Genomic DNA, 18,353 nt, shown 5'->3' with positions numbered 1-18,353 from the left:
ACCTGAGCTATTCTTACTTTAAGCTTCATTTAAATCCTAAATTTGTTCTATATTTGAAATGCTTTTATTTCAGCACGAATGTCACATATAACAATTATAGAATTAGCGGAACGTTTAGGTCTATCCAAGTCTACAGTATCACGGGCTTTCCGCGATGGTAATGATATCAATCCCAATACAAAAGCACGTATTTTAAAAATGGCTGATGAATTAGGATTTTCACCTAATATGTATGCGAGCAATTTAAGAGCTAATAAAAGTAGTACCATCGCTATTATAATACCTGAATTTGGAAATAAATTTTTTAGTCAGGCGATTAAAGGAATTGAATTGGTTGCCCGTTCAAAAAATTACCATACCTTAATTTATGTAACAGACCACCGCGTGGATAAAGAAGCTTCTATTATACGATCGTTGATCAACGGACGAGTAGATGGGGTTATTATGTCTGCTTCTGGTGAAGGCCATGATCATAGCCATCTTCAGGTACTAAAAGATAATAATATACCGGTTGTTTTCTTTGATAGAACTTATGATGATGTGAATACGAGCTATGTAACTGGAAACGATTTTGAGGCAAGTTTTGCTGCTACAGAGCATTTAATAGAGAATGATTGTAGACGAATTGCTTATTTGGTAATTAATCAAAACGTCTCTATTGGTAAGGTACGTATGGCGGGTTATCAGGCTGCTTTGAAAAAATATAAAATTCCTTTTGATACTAATTTGGTGCTTGATACGGTGAATGAATCAGAAGGTAATATGGAAGACATTAAGAATTTATATAAAATACAAAAACCTGATGGTTTATTTGCTTCCGTTGAACGTTTGGCTATTTCGGCAATGCGTGTTGCCAAAGATCAAGGAATTAATATTCCTTCTGAATTAAAGTTGATCTGCTTTTCATGTTTAGATATTGCAGATCTTCTAGAACCTGGATTAAGTGTTGTTAAACAACCCGCTTATGAAATGGGAAAAACTGCTACAGAATATCTGTGTCAACTGATTGCTAAACCGATTAGCTTCTCTAATCAAGAAGTAACTTATCTGGAATCTTCTCTAATTTTTCAGAAATCTAGTAAAAAAAATCATTAAAAAGTTTGGATTTAAGCCTTTAGCTTTTTATCTTAGATAAATATTGGGAACGTTCCCAGTATAGGATTACCAATTGTAAAGGGATTTTAGCTTTGAATTCATAGTATATTTTTAGCGTACAAGATGCTTTAATGCATCATTATGGGAACGTTCCCATAAATTATATTGCCAATTGTAAGGAGTTATGAGACATTATTTTATCTGTATATTTTTTAGTATATCGGTTATTTTTTTTAGTTGTAAAAAAAGTAATCCTGCCACTATAGCGATAGAAAGTGAAGTGTCTCCTAGTGATATTGGTTTAGTCACAACGAATAAGCTGTTTAATTACTGGGATGAGTCCATTACATTTATGTTTGATGTAAATAAGGGGAATCGGGCACTGGTATCGGCAGATGGACCATTGTTTTTACATATTGGGCTAATTACTGCTATAAGTAAAGATGAAAATGATTGGAAAGAGGTTGCTACGGATTGGACAAAAAATGATGATGCCTTTAAGCTAAGCCGTCAATCTGATGGACGGTATAGCATCACGTTAAAACCGAGTGAAGTTTTTAAAGGAATTGCTGGAACTGACGTGATTAAAATTGCGTTAGTAGTACGCAATGGTTCAGGAACAAAAATTCAGAGGAATAGAGATGGGTCTGATATTTATGTAGATGTTGCTACAAAAGGGGAAGTTCATCTTTCATTTTTAAAACCTAGCACACAGCCTACTTATATTTTAACATCGGAAAAAGAAGCTTATTTATTGAATGAAGAGCTCGCTATCGAAGTTTTTTCTACGGTAGCGGGCAAACTTTCACTACGTATTGATGAAGTTGAACAGGAAACTGTAAGCAATTCATCGCAGCACACATTTAAATGTAAGTTTGGAACTTTAGGTGTACATCTTATTACTGCTCGCATAGAAGTTAATGGAAATAGCTACGAGAAGAAGTTACGGATATTCGTTAATGATAAGCCTGAAATTGCAGCACTTCCTATCGGCGTCAATAAGAACGGTGTAACGATCGACAAGGAAAAGAAAACAGTGAGTTTCGCGTTAACTGCTCCTGGAAAATCAACTATTTTTCTATTAGGTAGTTTTAATAATTTTCAGGCAGAATCAGAGTATGTCTTGAAACAGACGCCTGATGGAAGTGCATGGTGGTTAACAGTAGCAGATTTGGATTTTTCAAAAAAGTATACCTATCAATTTCTAATTGATGGTCAGTTAAGAATAGGGGATCCTTACAGCAAGTTAGTATTGGACCCAATCTATGATAGCAATTTAGGAAGTTCGGTCGCTGAGTTGCCAGCATATCCGATACAGCAGACTACAGGTCAGGTGAGTGTATTGGAATTGAATGGTACGGACTATCCTTGGAAAGTTCAAAACTTTAACAAACCAAATGCTTATGATTTAGTGATTTATGAATTGCTTACACGTGATTTTTCAAAACAGCATAATTTTAATGCGATACGCGATTCCATTCCATATTTAAAGCGTCTAGGTATTAATGCCGTCGAACTGATGCCTGTTCAGGAAAGTGAAGCCAATTCTACTTGGGGTTACAATCCTTCTTATCATTTAGCCGTGGATAAATATTATGGTCGTGCAAATGATTTAAAAAGTCTCATCGATAATCTTCACCAGTCAGGAATTGCGGTGATCTTAGATGTGGTACTTAATCATGCATTCGGACAATCACCTCTCGCTCAACTGTATTTTGAAGGGCAAACGACGAGCTCTAACAATGTTTGGTTTAATATGATGCCAAGACATCCTTTTAATGTCGGATATGACTTTAATCATGAAAACCCTTATACACAAACTTTTGTGAAGGATGTTCTCAAGTATTGGATTACAGAATTTAAGATAGACGGCTTCCGTTTCGATTTATCAAAAGGATTTACACAGAAAAATACGGGTACTGCAGAAACTAACGTTGGGTCTTGGTCTGCTTATGATGCTAGCCGGGTTGCGATCTGGAAAAATTATCATGATTATCTTAAAATTCTTGATCCAAGTTGCTATGTCATTTTAGAACATTTCGGTTCTGATCAAGAGGAACAAGAATTAGCTGCTGAAGGAATGTTACTGTGGAATAATTTAAATGGGAATTTTAATGAAGCGACTATGGGCTATAATAGCGGATCTAAATCGGATTTAAGTAGATTATTTGCGGAATCACATGGTTTTAAGACAGCTAATATGGTGAGCTACATGGAGTCTCATGATGAAGAAAGAATCCAATTTAAGAATGCTCAATATGGTTATGCTGACGGTTCTTATTCTGTTAAGAATCTTGCTAATGCTTTGGATAGGATTCAAGCAGCAGCAACGTTTTTGTTAACTAGTCCTGGTCCAAAAATGATCTGGCAATTTGGTGAATTCGGTTACGATATCTCGATAGATGAAAATGGTCGAACAGGGGAAAAACCATTGAAATGGGATTATTTGTCCAACATTTCTCGTAAGCATTTATTTGAGCACTATGCAAAATTGATCAGGTTGAAAAAATTAAATTCAATTTTTAGAAAAGCAACTTTATTATCGTCCTCACTGCAGGATGGATTGAAATACTATACCATGTCTGATGGAAATCAAACTGTATTTGTTATCGGAAATTTTGACATTGTAACGAGAGCGTTTCACATTACATCAGATTTAGCGGGGAGCTGGTATGATAATATGACTCGATCGAATCTAAATTGGGATCAAAATAGTCAGATTACAATTAAGCCTGGTGGATATTACCTTTTAAGTAAAACTAAATTAATAAACTAAACATATAAAATCAATTACATTATGAGCAAATTTACATTACGTGCTGTAATGACCTTTGGTCTTTTGATGATGCTTTGGATTACTGCTTTTTCACAAAATTCTTCACTTTCTGGTAAAGTGGTGGATGATAAGGGAGAAATTGTGATCGGAGCTACTATTGTAATCAAAGGAAGTCCAATTTCAACAGCAACAAATCAAAACGGGGAGTACACAATTAATCAAGTGCCACTAGGAAAGACGACTGTTACGGTCAATATGATCGGTTACAGTTCTATGGATTTACCGATCCAAATTGTCTCCGGTGCAAATGTGTTGAATTTCAACTTGAATTCAAGTACCAATGATTTAGAAGAAGTAGTTGTGATCGGTTACGGTGTGGCCAAGAAAAAGCAAATTACAGGTTCTATATCAAGTGTCGGTCCAAAGGAATTTAATACTGGAGTAGTGAGTTCGCCTGACCAGTTATTGGCAGGTAAAGTTGCAGGTTTGACGGTGAATAGATCAGGTGGTGACCCTACTGCAGGATCCACTATCCAATTGCGCGGACCATCGTCATTGACTGCTAGTTCTTCACCATTGTATGTGATTGATGGGGTAGTCGGTGCAAACATTGAATTGGTAGCACCAGATGATATCGTATCGATGGATGTTATGAAAGATGCTTCGTCCACTGCAATTTATGGGTCACGTGCTGCAAATGGAGTTATTTTCGTGACGACAAAACGCGGTAAAGCAGGTAAGCCTGTCTTATCTTATAGTGGTTATGCTGCTATTGAAAGAGTTGCAAATCGTGTCAATGTGTTAAGTGCAGCTGAGCACAAGCAATTTGTTGCAGACAATGGTTTGACTGTAGCTGCCTCTGAGACTGGTTTTGATACTGATTGGCAAGATGAAATAACTCGGACTGGGGTTTCTCATAATCACAATCTCTCGCTAACAGGTGGTTCTGAAGGAACTCGCTATAATGCTTCTGTAAATTACTTTAATAACCAAGGTATTGTGAAAAGAAGTGATTTAGAAAGGGTCGTAGCGCGGGTTGGAATTGATCAAAATGCTTTTGATGATCGCTTGAAATTAGCGCTTAATGTTACGAATAGTATGAACAAATCCAATCATGTAGACTACGGGATTTTTAATGGGGCAGCTCGTTATCTGCCTACTTCACCGGTTCGTTCTGATGATGTTGCTTATGCACCATATAATGGTTATTTCCAAGTACCTGGAAGAACAAACTATTTCAATCCTGTAGCCATGTTAAATCAACGCGATGAAGAGCGAAATAACAATACTTTGCTAGCTAGTTTAAAAGCGGATCTGACGATCTTCAAGGGATTGACCTGGACTAACGTGATATCGTATCAGCAAAATCAATTTGATAAAAAATACTATATGCATCGTACAGACTTTGATTCGAAAGCATTGGGAAGAGGATTTGCTGAACGTTCAAACTTGAAAAATATAGATAAGATTTTTGAGTCTTATGTTAATTATAATGTCACTAAGAATCTTCATTCTTTTGATGCAATGGCTGGTTATTCGTATCAGAAAACTAAAAATAATGATGGTGTTGTTGCTTCTTCTGTCGGTTTTATGTCTGACGATCTAGGAGGCAATAACCTTAATTTAGGAACCTTGCCAGATGGTTATAATCCTTATAGTACCTATCCTTATATTTTAGAATCTTTATTGATTTCGGTTTATGGTCGTGTGGGATATAATTATGATGAAAAATATTTGTTAAGTGCATCTGTACGTCGTGACGGTTCATCAAAATTTGGAAAAAATAATAGATGGGCAACATTTCCTTCAATTTCCGGAGCTTGGAGAATAAGTAGGGAAAGTTTCATGCAAGACCAAGATTTATTTAGTGAATTAAAGTTACGTATGGGGTATGGTGTTTCAGGAAATCAAAATATAGATCCATATCGACAGATCATTATTTTCGGTCCTCAAAATGGTCAATTTCTATATAATGGTAATTGGATGAATGCCTATGGCGTTAACCAAAATGAAAACCCTGATTTAAAATGGGAAAGTACATCAATGTTTAATGGTGGATTGGATTTTGAATTATGGAGAGGGCGTTTTGGAGGTACCATTGAATATTATAATAAAGAAACTAAGGATTTATTGTATGAGTACGACGTTCCTTCGCCACCTTATCAGTTCAATCGTTTATTAGCTAATGGAGCAAGCATGAGTAATAAAGGTGTTGAGATCACTTTAAATGCCGTCGTTTATCGCAATAGTGATTTTTCATATAATACAACTGTCAACTTCGCCCGTAATATCAATAAGGTTGGTTCATTAGCTTCAAATATCGAAAATATTGGCGTATCGCAGCGTTATGAAGGAAGTATTGGTCTTGACGGCTGGACCGGTCAAACGGCAGCAATTGTTTTACCAGGTCATGCATTAGGAACATTCTATGTTGCTAATTATATGGGCTACGATGAAGTTGCGAAGAAAACGATTTATCAAAAACCAACAGGTGAACTTGTCACACAGGATCAGATTTCGGCACCAGATGATTATATGGTCATGGGGCAGGCGCTTCCTAAATTTACTTATGGATGGAATAATAGTTTTCAATATAAAAACTGGGACTTAAACTTCTTCTTACGTGGTATGTATGGCAATCAAATTTTTAATGCTACCCGTGCCGATTTAAGCCGTCTTCAACAAGCAAATGTGACGAATATTTCTAAAGATGCAGTTGAAGAAGGCATCTTTGAAACGCCACTAATTGCTTCTAGCAGATTTATTGAAGATGGTTCATTTTTAAGACTAGATAATGCAACATTGGGTTATACATTTAGTACCAAAGAATCTAAATATTTAAAAAATGCTCGGTTATATGTATCTGGACAAAATTTATTTACGATAACCAAATATTCGGGTGTAGACCCAGAGGTAAGTTTAGGTGGTTTAGCACCTGGTGTTGATAATAGAAATTATTATCCGAAAACAAGATCTTTCTTGTTAGGTGTGAAATTAACTTTTTAACCCTTATTCACAATTAGTTATGAAAAAGAGATTCAGTAAAATTCATTTATTCTTATTTGCCGGGTTACTGGTTGCAGGACAGTCTTGTACCAAATTTGACGATAAGATGTATTCAGCATATACAGAAGATACATTTCCCAAGACTCCAGAACAATTTATCGCCTTAACAGGGCCTGTATATACCAGTGCAAGAGGTTATTTTGATAATTATTTTAGTCTGCAAACAGCGGGATCTGATGAAGTTATTATCCCAACAAGAGGAGGAGATTGGTTTGATGGTGGAAAATGGCGGGACATGCATTACCATACTTGGTCAGCGTCACATGAAGTTGTTCAAAATAATTGGGATTGGGGTTTCAATGCAATAGGTACTTGTAACCGTGTGCTTAGTATTTTAGAACAAGCTCCAGAATCAACTACAAAAGCACAGACAATTTCTGAAATAAAAGCCATGCGCGCTTGGTATTATTTTATGATGATGGATGCTTACGGAAACATTCCGCTAGTTACCAGCTTTGATACAGGAACAGAGTTACCGGCAACTACAGCTCGGGCAGAAGTCTATAAATTCATTGTAAAAGATTTAGAAGATAATCTAGCAAATTTAAGTGAAGAAAAAACAGAAGCTACTTATGGTCGACCAACAAAATGGTTTGCACATACCTTATTAGCAAAACTGTACTTAAATGCACAGGTTTATAGTGGCACTGCAAATTGGAATAAGGTGGTTGAACATAGCAATGCTGTCATTAATTCGGGGAAATATGCGCTAGAAAATGATTTTTTGACGCAATTTAAACCTGATAATGGCGCTTCAAATCCTGAACCAATATTTTCAATTCCTTATGATGCTTCCCGTGCTACAGGGAATACTTTATTCAACCGTGTACTACATTATGCACATCGTCAAACCTTTGAATTGAGCATTAATCCGTGGAATGGATGGAGTGCACAACCGGCCTATTTTGACTTGTTTGAAAATGCGGATAATCGTAAAAAACAATGGTTATATGGTCAACAGTATAATTCTACGGGTCAACCTCTGAATTATAACGGACTTAATGTCATCTTAGATCCATATAATTATAAATTAATACCGGGATCTGATTTTGACATTGGAGGAGCGGATGATGGAGGACGTTTAGCAGGTGCACGTTGTATCAAATACTATCCGGATAAGAACCAGATTAGTAATAATGCCGGCAATGATGTGGTTGTATTCCGCCTAGCAGACGTGTTGCTGATGAAAGCCGAAGCTGTTTTAAGAGGAGCTACAGCAGCAAGTGTTTCCCAAGCTGTTGATGCAGCTAATCAGGTCCGTAAACGTGCATTCCCAGTTAATCCGGAGAAACATTTTACGGCTAGCACATTAACTTTGGACGCTATTTATAAAGAACGTGCCTTAGAATTTACGTTTGAATTGACCAGAAGAACAGATATGATTCGTTTTGGTAGATGGGAAGATGCTCAGTTATTTAAACCAGCAAATGCTGGAGAAACTTACAAACGTCTATTTCCTATTCCCGCAAGAGCAAGAGCTAATAATAATAAATTGGATCAAAATCCTGGTTATTAATCTTTAAATGAATAGAAATTATGAAAATGTCTAATATATTTCGATTACTATTAGTTTTATTTGTTGGTATTACTTCCCTTTTGTTCTCTTGTAAGAAAGTGGAGCACGGTACGGACGTTCCAATATTGTCGATTAACGAAAGTACAGTTTCGACCATTCAAGTCGGGAAAAAATTAAAAGTTAGTTTTATTGCTAATCAGGTTACGGATTTTACATTCTCTATTGTACCCGTAAGTGCAGGCGAAGCTTTGATCACAGAAAATATTACTGTTGATCCCAATACATTTATTTTATCAAAAGAATTTGATATTCCTAATCAAGCATCATGGATAGGAGAGGCTTTACTCAAAATCAGTTATAATTCTTCAGGACAGATTATTGAAAAAACAAGACCAATTACTTTCACAGAGAGTAATCCACAAATGTTTCTTGTTGGAGGCTCAGTTGCCGCTGGTTGGGAACCAACTTTAGCGCTTCCGATGAGTTTGTACGATAAAGAAAGTAAAACTAAGTTTGAGATTTATGAGTACGTTACCGTAGATGGTTCTGGATTTAAATTTTTACCGACTAATGTTGACTGGACAGATGCTTTTGGTAAAGGAGCAACAGACGGAACATTATTACAAAGCGGTGATGCTGGAAATATTACTGTTTCTTCGAATGATTTTTATAGAATTCGGATGGATGCTGAAGCTCAAACCTATGAAGTGTCAAAATCAACCTGGGGGGTTATCGGTAGTGCAACTCCTAAAGGTTGGGATAGTGATACAGATTTAACTTTTGTAGGTAGCAAGGGAGTATATACCTGGAAAGTAACAGTAAACCTGGTTGCGGGTGAATTAAAATTCCGAATGGACGATGATTGGGCTGTGAATATCGGGGGCGACTTATCCGCTCTACAACAAGATGGTGCCAATATAGCAATTGCTACTGCTGGTAAATACGATATTGAACTGTCACGAACAGCTTCAGGTTATTCTGCAAAAATTTCTAAAAACTAATTTAATAGGGAGCATGAGGCTCCCTATTTCTTCAAACTTTTTTTGAACGATGATACGTTTATTGTTAAGTGGTGTTTTTATGCTACTTCAGCTTTCTTATGCCTTCTCTCAAGGTAAATTTTCTATACAAAGAGTCGAACCTTTGCATTGGTGGGTTGGTATGAAATCTTCTGATTTGCAGTTGATTATTTATGGAAAAGGCATTGGGAAGAGTACGGTTAAAATCAAGAAGCAAGGCTTAACCTTAGTCAAAACTAATCCGGTTGAAAATTCCGATTATTTATTTCTAGATCTATCGGTTGACTCCGACGCAACTGCTGGCTTTTATCCAATTGAATTTTATGAAAATAATAAGCTAGTAGGAAGCTATAAATATGAATTAAAAAATAGAGAAACATCTTCTGTGAAAGCTCAGGGTGTCCATTCCGACGATTTGATCTACTTAATCATGCCAGATCGCTTTGCCAATGGAAACACAAAGAATGATCAAATAAAAGGTTTACGGGAGATTCAGGTAAACCGTGATTCCATGTATGCTCGTCATGGTGGTGATATAGATGGTGTTATTCAACATCTAGATTATCTAGCTGATCTAGGAGTTACTTCTGTGTGGTTAACACCAGTACTGACCAATGATATGCCCCAGGCTTCCTATCATGGTTATGCAAATACAGAAAACTATCATATTGATCCACGATTGGGAACCAATGAAACCTACCGTAAACTTGGGGAGGAACTACACAAACGAAATATGAAATTGGTACATGATGTCGTTCCGAATCACGTAGGACTGTATCATTGGACCGTAATTGACAAGCCTTTTAAAGACTGGTTGCATGAATGGCCAAGTTTTACACAAACTACTTATAAAGATCAGACTATTTTCGATCCTTATGCTTCCGTTGCAGATCGCGAGCGAATGGAAAAAGGATGGTTTGTAGAGACGATGCCCGACATGAATCAAGAAAATGAATATGTTCAGAAGTATATTCTACAGAGTCATATTTGGTGGATTGAGTATGCAGGTATTGATGGTTTTCGTATAGATACCTATCCATACAACGATTTGGATTTTATGGCTAAATGGACAGCGGCAATTCAAAAAGAATATCCTCAGTTTTCATTCTTTGGTGAAACATGGGTACAGTCTGTACCGAATCAAGCTTATTTCTTAGGAGGACAACGTGTTGGCCAGTCGATCGATACGAAGCTTGATGGTGTCACTGATTTTCAATTAAATTATGCTATCGCAGATGCATTGAATAATGAAAAGGATGGTGCAAATAGATTGTATGCAACTTTAGGATCGGATTATCAATATCCTAATCCATTAGCGAATGTAATATTTTTAGATAATCATGACAAGGACCGTTTTTTCTCTGTGGTTGGAGAGGACATAGAGAAGTATAAAGCGGCATTCTCTTGGTTGCTGACATCTCGTGGTATACCACAGATGTATTATGGTGCAGAGGTATTGATGAAGAATTTTAATAGACCTGATGGCTTACTACGTGAAGATTTTAAAGGTGGATTTGCGGGTGATACTGTTAATAAATTTAATGCTTCAGGCCGATCTGATGCAGAAAATGAACTGTTCGATCATATTAAAAAGTTAGCGAATTATCGTAAGAATAATACGGTGCTACAATATGGAGCAACACAGCATTATGTACCGGAACATAATGTGTATGCATATTTCAGATCTCACGAAAACCAAGTAGTATCTGTTTTTATGAACTGTAATGACAAGGAGGTTAAATTACCCTTAGCTAGATTTAGGGAGAGTATGAAAGAAGCAACGCGAATGAAAAATATTTTAACAGATATCGATCAAGAAATACCATTGGAAATTACATTAAAACCTCATCAAACAGTGGTGTTTGAATTAAAAAAATAAAAAATGAAAAGTGCATTGGACCTTTTGAAGGAAATTAAGGGAGTAATTTTTGATCTCGACGGTGTTTTGGTGGATACTGCGGTATTTCATTTTCAAGCTTGGAAAAGACTTGCTCAGGAATTGGGATTTGATTTTACAGAGATTGAAAATGAACAATTAAAAGGTGTAAGTAGAATTGCTTCACTAGAGAAAATTTTAAACTGGGCTGGAGTTGATGCTTCTGAAAGTGAAAAAATAGAAATGGCAGAACGGAAAAATCGCTGGTATTTAGATTTAGTTGAGCAAATGAAAGCAGATGAAATTCTACCTGGATCTCTTGAACTGTTGCATTGGTTAAAGAAAAATGGATATCAGGTTGCATTAGGGTCTGCGAGTAAAAATGCACCGCTTATCCTCGAGAAAACGGGTATGATTTCTTTTTTTGATGTCCTTGTTGATGGTAATAGTGTGAGTCTTTCTAAACCTAATCCAGAGGTTTTTTTAAAAGCTGCCCGTGATCTTAAGTTACTTCCAGAAGTATGTCTGGTGTTTGAAGATGCGCAGGCCGGGGTAGATGCTGCAAGGGCTGCAGGAATGAGTGTGATTGGTATCGGTTCAAACTTGAATGGAACCGATTTGTCAATCAGCAGTTTGGAAGAAGTTTTAAATTAATTAGTTGATTTTGCAATGAAAAATTACATCGTCCACGATGAGTGGAATATCATAGAAGAAGGGTTTCAGCCCGCATATAATGAAGTCTCAGAAAGTATATTTTCTATTGGAAATGGAAGAATGGGACAACGAGCAAATTTTGAAGAAGACTATAGCGGTAAATCATTGCCAGGATCATATTTGGCTGGAGTTTATTATCCTGATAAAACCCGCGTTGGTTGGTGGAAAAATGGTTATCCTGAATATTTTGCGAAGGTTATTAACGCTATCAATTGGATTGGTCTTCATATCGAAGTGAATGGTGAGGTTTTGGATCTCGCAAAATGTGATGTACATAGTTTTCAACGAAAACTGGATATGAAGCATGGATTATTAGTTCGATCTTTTGACGCAAGACTTCAAAATGGTGTGGAGATTCGTGTAAAGAGCATGCGGATATTTCATCTTTTTCAGTCTGAAACAGCATCTTTAAAATATACTATCCAAGTTCTGAATCAAAAAGCTTCTTTACAGGTGGAGTCTTATTTGGAAGGAGATGTCGTGAATAGAGACAGTAACTATGATGAACATTTTTGGAATTTTATTTCAAGTGGTACATCAGATTCACAGTTAAATGTGACGATGAAAACGAAGAAAACAGATTTCATAGTCCGGGCTGATTTGTTTAATAACTTTACTTTAAATAATAAAACTCTGGAATCCAAACTTTCAAAAGAAGGTGCATATGTTTCTGAAAGTGTAGCAATTTCTATAGAGCCAGGCGATATATTCTCTGTAGAAAAACGTGTTTCGATGGTTACTTCTCAAAATTATACTGAAACTGAATTAGTTGTGACGGGAAAAGCAAATATCGAAAAAATTTCTGCCATAACATTTGATGAATTACAACATAATCAGGCATTGGCCTGGGGAAATTTCTGGAATGAAAGTGATATTGAGATCACTGCAGATGTTGCCGCACAGCAAGCTATTCGTTTTAATATATTCCAATTATACCAAACTTATACTGGCGAAGATTCCAGACTTAATATTGGTCCAAAAGGATTTACGGGTGAAAAGTATGGTGGTGTGACCTATTGGGATACAGAGGCTTATTGTGTTCCTTTTTACCTTGCTACGCAACCCTCGGCTATTGCCCGCAATTTATTGCTGTATCGCTATCAGCATCTGGATAAGGCGATTGAGAATGCCGCAAAACTTGGTTTTTCAAATGGAGCGGCTTTATATCCTATGGTTACAATGAATGGAGAAGAGTGTCATAACGAATGGGAGATTACTTTTGAAGAGATCCACCGTAATGGCGCAATTGCTTTTGCCATCTACAATTATCAGCGCTATACCGGTGATTGGTCATATGTCGAAAATTATGGGCTTGAAGTATTGATCGCTATCAGTCGTTTCTGGGCACAACGTGTCAACTGGAGTGCGGAGAAGGATAAATATGTTATACTGGGAGTTACTGGTCCTAATGAATATGAAAACAATGTCAATAATAACTGGTATACCAATACGATTGCTAGCTGGTGTTTAAAGTATACGCTGGAATCCATACAAACGTTAAAAGATAGTGATCATATCAAACTAAAGGTCTTATTTGAAAAAGTTGCTTTTAAGCAAGAAGAAGCCGTTGCATGGCAGCATGTCATGGATCATTTATATTATCCGATCGATACTGAAAGCGGGATATTTTTACAACAGGATGGTTATTTAGATAAAGAGCAAGTCTTAGTTGCTGATTTGCCTGATACAGAGCGACCGATCAATCAAAAGTGGAGTTGGGACCGTATTTTGAGATCATGTTTTATAAAACAAGCAGATGTACTTCAAGGCTTATATTTCTTTGAAGATCAATATGATTTAGATACGATAAGAAAGAATTATGATTTTTATGAACCGCGAACTGTTCATGAAAGTTCACTGTCACCCTGTGTTCACGCTATTTTAGCTTCAAAATTGGGTAATGAGGCTAAAGCATATGAATTTTACCTTAGAACAGCCCGTTTAGATCTGGATGATTATAACAATGACACCGAAGATGGATTACACATCACATCGATGGCCGGAACCTGGATGTCTATCGTCGAAGGTTTTGCAGGGATGCGGGTGAAAAACAATACATTGATTTTTCAAACTTTCATTCCTAAAACTTGGGAAAGTTATGCTTTTCATGTTCAGTTTAGGGGAGTGAAATTATTTGTAAAAATAAAACAGCATGATTTTGAACTGATCAATAAGTCTAATCAAGAAATTAATATTATTTTTAACGGAGAGGCAATCTCTGTTAAGCCAAGTGCATAACCAGCTAAGCAATAAAATTATGATTTCAAAACTGCATAAACCAAAACTGTCAACTGTTCAGATTATCAATATGAGCATAGGCTTTTTGGGTATCCAAACAGGGTTTGCTCTTCAAAATGGTAATGCCTCGCGCATTCTCCAGACATTTGGAGCTGATGTTGAGCATTTATCACTTTTTTGGTTGGCAGCTCCGATCACCGGAATGATTGTTCAGCCCATAATAGGCTATTATAGTGATCGGACATGGAATAAAATTGGACGTCGCAAACCTTATTTTTTGATCGGTGCTATTTTAACTGCAATCGCACTGATATTAATGCCTAATGCTGCATTGTTTACGGCTATTTTACCTCCGTTATTAGTAGGGGCGGGAATGTTGACCATTATGGATGCATCAATTAATGTTACGATGGAACCATTTAGGGCATTGGTTGCAGATAATTTACCGAGTTCACAACGGAGTTTAGGATTTTCTGTTCAAACCTTTATTATCGGATTTGGGGCAGTAATAGGATCTTGGTTACCGTATGTGTTAACTCATTATTTTGGAGTGGAAGGAACAGCTGCAGAAGGGGTAATTCCTCTCAATGTAATATATTCCTTTTATTGTGGGGCAGGTATATTGCTGTTATCCATTTTATGGACAGTTTTATCGACAAAGGAGTATAATCCAGCAGAATTAGCTTCTTTTGAAGATGCATCTCAACAAGTTGAAGTTGAGCATCATTCTGGTTTATTTGCTATTGCTGCAGATTTTAGATCCATGCCAAAGACGATGAAACAATTGGGTGTCGTACAGTTTTTTTCATGGTTCGCACTTTTTATGATGTGGGTGTATACTACTCCCGCAATTGCAGAACATATCTTTTATTTAAAGGGGGGGGATAAATCGAAGCTTTATATGGATGCAGCCAATTGGGTAGGAGTGCTTTTTGGTATTTATAATGCCGTTTCGGCAATCTATGCTTTGTTTTTAGCTAAGATAGCAACTAAATTTGGGCGCAAGCAGACACATGCTTTTTCACTCACTATGGGAGGTCTAGGATTGATGTCGATTTTTATTATTAAAGATCCCAATCTCTTAATTATTCCTATGATTGGGGTAGGACTGGCTTGGGGAAGTATATTAGCAATGCCATATGCTATTTTGAGTGATAGTTTGCCTGCAAAAAAAATGGGGGTTTATATGGGAATTTTTAATTTCTTCATCACATTTCCTCAGATTGTCTGTGGTTTTTTTGGAGGTTATATGATCAAGATATTCTTTGATAGTAATTCTGTTTACGGAATATTATTAGCAGGTGTCTTTATGCTACTTGGTTCATTATCTGTATTGCGCATTAAAGATAAAATTTAAGATATAATATGGATAAAAAAAAAGCTTCTCTATTGAGAAGCTTTTTTTGCTCAAATTGAAAGATATTTTTTAATTTAGAGCTTATCTGTATAAATGCATTCATATGTTTAGCACTCGAATTACTTATATTCTTTTTCTTTTTTCTTTTATTTTTCTATCAAAATTAAAGGCCCAAACTGATGACCGGACATTAGATGATGGGGTGATTCGTATACTGGCTATTGGTAATAGTTTTTCAGAAGATGCTATTGAAAACAATTTATTTGAACTGGCAAATGCTCGGGGGAAAAAAATTGTGATCGGTAATTTATATATAGGAGGAGCACCCTTGGAGCTACATGTTAAAAATGCTTTGGGAGATAGTAGTGCCTATAGCTATCGAAAAGTAGATGAATCCGGAGCGAAGAGCGTACATGAGCATATGAAAATATCGGCTGCGCTTTTAGATGAACCATGGGATTATATCAGTTTTCAACAGGCAAGCCCTCTATCGGGAAAATATGACACTTATGCAAAGGATTTACCTTTGCTATATGCTTATGTAAAGGAGCATGTCAAGTATCCGGAAACTAAGTATATTCTACATCAAACATGGGCTTATCAACATGATAGTGATCATAGTGGATTTAGTTTATATGAACGCAATCAAGAGCAAATGTATAAAGCTATTGTATCGACATCTGAAAAGGTATATAAATGGGGGAATTTTTCAATTTTGATTCCTTGTGGAACTGCAATACAAAATGCTAGAACGACTTATGTCGGAGACCATTTTACACGGGATGGCTATCATCTTAATTTAAATTATGGTAGATTTATTGCAGCCTGTGTTTGGTATGAAGCCCTATTTAAGGAAGATGTTCGGAATAATGCGTTTGTACCGCTTTCAATAAGTTATGTTGAAAGTAAAATAGCAAAGCAAGCCGCTCATCATGCTATTATACATCCATATAATATAACGCTTCTCACGGATTATACTTTTTGGACTTATTGATATCTTATCGATGAAACAGAAAAGGCAAAGATTTTCATTTAGACACATCTATTTGGTCATATTATTCGTGATTCTTGCATCCGATGTGATTTATGCACAACGTTTTGAACATATTGTGGACTATCAGGTAAATTTTGCCAATGTTTCTTACAAAGGAAAGCAGTATGTTGGTATTCGAAGTTTTCAGGACCAAGGTCAGAACTACGTGTTGTCAGTAGATCCAATAACATTGGAGACATACGTGTTGAATCGTAATGCTTGTAAAATTGTAGCCGTTACTTCCATTGAGAAGGTACCATATTTTGATTCATCTTTGTATATGAAGAGCTTTAAACATGTTCGAAGTAATGAACAGGTGCTTCAAGATGCTGGAATTGATTTTCCCTTTCCAAAGGAGCGGGGCATTAATCTGACTATTGATTTATGCCCATCGCATAAACCATTAGATAAAATTGTTTTTGAGACTCTATTTGTTGCTTTTAAAGGTGTTGAAAATTCGCTTCCAGTTGCTATTTCTCTTTCGGGGAAATGGATTTTGAATCATGAAACGGACCTACAATGGCTCATTAATTTACAAAATAAAGGGTTATTAACGATAACATGGATCAATCATACTTATAATCATAAAGTGAATAAGGATCCTTTAAATCATAATTTTTTATTAGCCACTGGCACTGATGTAAATTATGAAGTAATAGCCAATGAGAAGTTGATGCTTTCTAAAGGAATAGTTCCGTCCGTCTTTTTTAGATTTCCAGGTCTTGTTTCGAGTAATAAAATTATTGAACAGGTATTAAGTTTTGGTTTGATACCAGTAGGATCAGATGCGTGGCTTGCGAAGGGACAGCATGCAAAAGACGGCAGTATCGTTTTAATTCATGCCAATGGAAATGAAGAGATAGGTGTACAAGATTTTATTCAATTATTGAAGAGTGAACAAAGTAATATTAAGAGTAAACACTGGATTTTACATGACTTGCATGAAGGTTTCCAGTATTAACATTTATTTTTAAAATAGATTAAGCAAATTATTTTTGTATTTAAAATAAGGTTATGAGTATTAAAAAGAGTTTTCTGATTGAATTAGAAAGAGAGACAAGTAATACAGGTCGTGTTTTGGATCGCATTACAGATGAACATCTGGATTGGCGTCCACACGAAAAATCGATGAGTTTAGGCGCATTGGCAGCACATGTTGTGGAATTGCATAATTGGGTTTCTAAAGCTATTCCGAAGGATGTCTTCGATTTTAAAACTGATTATCAACCTTTAAAAATTAATTCCATTGACGAATTAAAAGATATTCTAATCAAAGGTTTAATTGCAAATAAGGAAACTATTGAACAATTGCCTGAAGAGGACTGGTTAAAAGAATGGGTGTTAAAAGCTGGTGACTGGGAAATGGCACGATTGCCCAAGGCTGGAGCCGTGCGCTATATCATTACCAATCACCTGATCCATCACAGAGGTCAGTTGACTGTTTACTTGAGATTATTGAATATTCCAGTACCAGGACTTTATGGTCCTTCTGCTGATGAATAGACTAATTTTAAACCGAAGCTAAAAAGCTTCGGTTTTTTTATGTTCCTTCGTATAAGGAAGACAATTCCTAGAATATAACAGCACCAATTATTTTTTTTTAAAAAAGTATGTAATATTTCGATACCCTTGCATGTCTTCTATATAAAAGCGATTAAAATTT

General features: G+C 36.2%; 12 protein-coding genes. All 12 read left to right on the top strand.

What is annotated here, in order from left to right:
• Positions 1 to 78: 78 nt before the first annotated feature.
• Positions 79 to 1,095 (top strand): LacI family DNA-binding transcriptional regulator, encoded by a 1,017-nt coding sequence (locus WH188_RS21725; protein ID WP_168128328.1) that lies wholly within the window; start codon positions 79 to 81, stop codon positions 1,093 to 1,095.
• 184 nt (positions 1,096 to 1,279) lie between these two features.
• A complete protein-coding gene (locus tag WH188_RS21720) occupies positions 1,280 to 3,871 on the top strand; it encodes an alpha-amylase family glycosyl hydrolase (RefSeq protein ID WP_168128329.1) in 2,592 nt (863 codons plus the stop codon).
• A gap of 21 nt (positions 3,872 to 3,892) precedes the next feature.
• Entirely contained in the window at positions 3,893 to 6,877 is a 2,985-nt protein-coding gene (locus WH188_RS21715; RefSeq protein ID WP_339424638.1) for a SusC/RagA family TonB-linked outer membrane protein, read from the top strand.
• A 19-nt stretch (positions 6,878 to 6,896) separates the two neighbouring features.
• Positions 6,897 to 8,453: a RagB/SusD family nutrient uptake outer membrane protein gene (locus WH188_RS21710; protein ID WP_132772093.1), complete on the top strand. Its 1,557-nt coding sequence runs from the start codon at positions 6,897 to 6,899 to the stop codon at positions 8,451 to 8,453.
• 26 nt (positions 8,454 to 8,479) lie between these two features.
• Positions 8,480 to 9,454 carry a SusF/SusE family outer membrane protein gene (locus WH188_RS21705; protein ID WP_165905965.1) on the top strand — a complete coding sequence of 325 codons (975 nt, stop codon included), beginning with the start codon at positions 8,480 to 8,482 and terminating at the stop codon, positions 9,452 to 9,454.
• 49 nt (positions 9,455 to 9,503) lie between these two features.
• Complete coding sequence (locus WH188_RS21700; RefSeq protein ID WP_168128331.1) at positions 9,504 to 11,351, top strand: glycoside hydrolase family 13 protein; 1,848 nt, start codon at positions 9,504 to 9,506, stop codon at positions 11,349 to 11,351.
• A gap of 3 nt (positions 11,352 to 11,354) precedes the next feature.
• A complete protein-coding gene (pgmB, locus tag WH188_RS21695; protein WP_021187800.1) occupies positions 11,355 to 12,002 on the top strand; it encodes a beta-phosphoglucomutase in 648 nt (215 codons plus the stop codon).
• A 15-nt stretch (positions 12,003 to 12,017) separates the two neighbouring features.
• On the top strand, positions 12,018 to 14,300 hold the full coding sequence (locus tag WH188_RS21690) for a family 65 glycosyl hydrolase domain-containing protein (protein ID WP_132772096.1): 2,283 nt from the start codon (positions 12,018 to 12,020) through the stop codon (positions 14,298 to 14,300).
• Between the two features lie 19 nt (positions 14,301 to 14,319).
• A complete protein-coding gene (locus WH188_RS21685) occupies positions 14,320 to 15,657 on the top strand; it encodes an MFS transporter (protein WP_168128332.1) in 1,338 nt (445 codons plus the stop codon).
• 103 nt (positions 15,658 to 15,760) lie between these two features.
• Positions 15,761 to 16,651 carry a DUF4886 domain-containing protein gene (locus WH188_RS21680; protein WP_168128333.1) on the top strand — a complete coding sequence of 297 codons (891 nt, stop codon included), beginning with the start codon at positions 15,761 to 15,763 and terminating at the stop codon, positions 16,649 to 16,651.
• 10 nt (positions 16,652 to 16,661) lie between these two features.
• Positions 16,662 to 17,651 (top strand): polysaccharide deacetylase family protein, encoded by a 990-nt coding sequence (locus WH188_RS21675; RefSeq protein WP_168128334.1) that lies wholly within the window; start codon positions 16,662 to 16,664, stop codon positions 17,649 to 17,651.
• A 53-nt stretch (positions 17,652 to 17,704) separates the two neighbouring features.
• Positions 17,705 to 18,193, top strand: coding sequence for a DinB family protein (locus tag WH188_RS21670; RefSeq protein WP_132844667.1), 489 nt, complete (start codon positions 17,705 to 17,707; stop codon positions 18,191 to 18,193).
• Positions 18,194 to 18,353: the final 160 nt, after the last annotated feature.

It is taken from the genome of Sphingobacterium sp. MYb388 (assembly GCF_037479535.1).
Taxonomy (GTDB): domain Bacteria; phylum Bacteroidota; class Bacteroidia; order Sphingobacteriales; family Sphingobacteriaceae; genus Sphingobacterium; species Sphingobacterium anhuiense.
This window is presented reverse-complemented; position numbering and strand designations above follow the sequence as displayed.

Bases quoted from the DNA above. Each gene is read 5' to 3' on its own strand.
- WH188_RS21725 (WP_168128328.1), top strand. From the start codon at position 79: ATGTCACATATAACAATTATAGAATTAGCGGAACGTTTAGGTCTATCC.
- WH188_RS21720 (WP_168128329.1), top strand. From the start codon at position 1,280: ATGAGACATTATTTTATCTGTATATTTTTTAGTATATCGGTTATTTTT.
- WH188_RS21715 (WP_339424638.1), top strand. From the start codon at position 3,893: ATGAGCAAATTTACATTACGTGCTGTAATGACCTTTGGTCTTTTGATG.
- WH188_RS21710 (WP_132772093.1), top strand. From the start codon at position 6,897: ATGAAAAAGAGATTCAGTAAAATTCATTTATTCTTATTTGCCGGGTTA.
- WH188_RS21705 (WP_165905965.1), top strand. From the start codon at position 8,480: ATGTCTAATATATTTCGATTACTATTAGTTTTATTTGTTGGTATTACT.
- WH188_RS21700 (WP_168128331.1), top strand. From the start codon at position 9,504: ATGATACGTTTATTGTTAAGTGGTGTTTTTATGCTACTTCAGCTTTCT.
- pgmB (WP_021187800.1), top strand. From the start codon at position 11,355: ATGAAAAGTGCATTGGACCTTTTGAAGGAAATTAAGGGAGTAATTTTT.
- WH188_RS21690 (WP_132772096.1), top strand. From the start codon at position 12,018: ATGAAAAATTACATCGTCCACGATGAGTGGAATATCATAGAAGAAGGG.
- WH188_RS21685 (WP_168128332.1), top strand. From the start codon at position 14,320: ATGATTTCAAAACTGCATAAACCAAAACTGTCAACTGTTCAGATTATC.
- WH188_RS21680 (WP_168128333.1), top strand. From the start codon at position 15,761: ATGTTTAGCACTCGAATTACTTATATTCTTTTTCTTTTTTCTTTTATT.
- WH188_RS21675 (WP_168128334.1), top strand. From the start codon at position 16,662: ATGAAACAGAAAAGGCAAAGATTTTCATTTAGACACATCTATTTGGTC.
- WH188_RS21670 (WP_132844667.1), top strand. From the start codon at position 17,705: ATGAGTATTAAAAAGAGTTTTCTGATTGAATTAGAAAGAGAGACAAGT.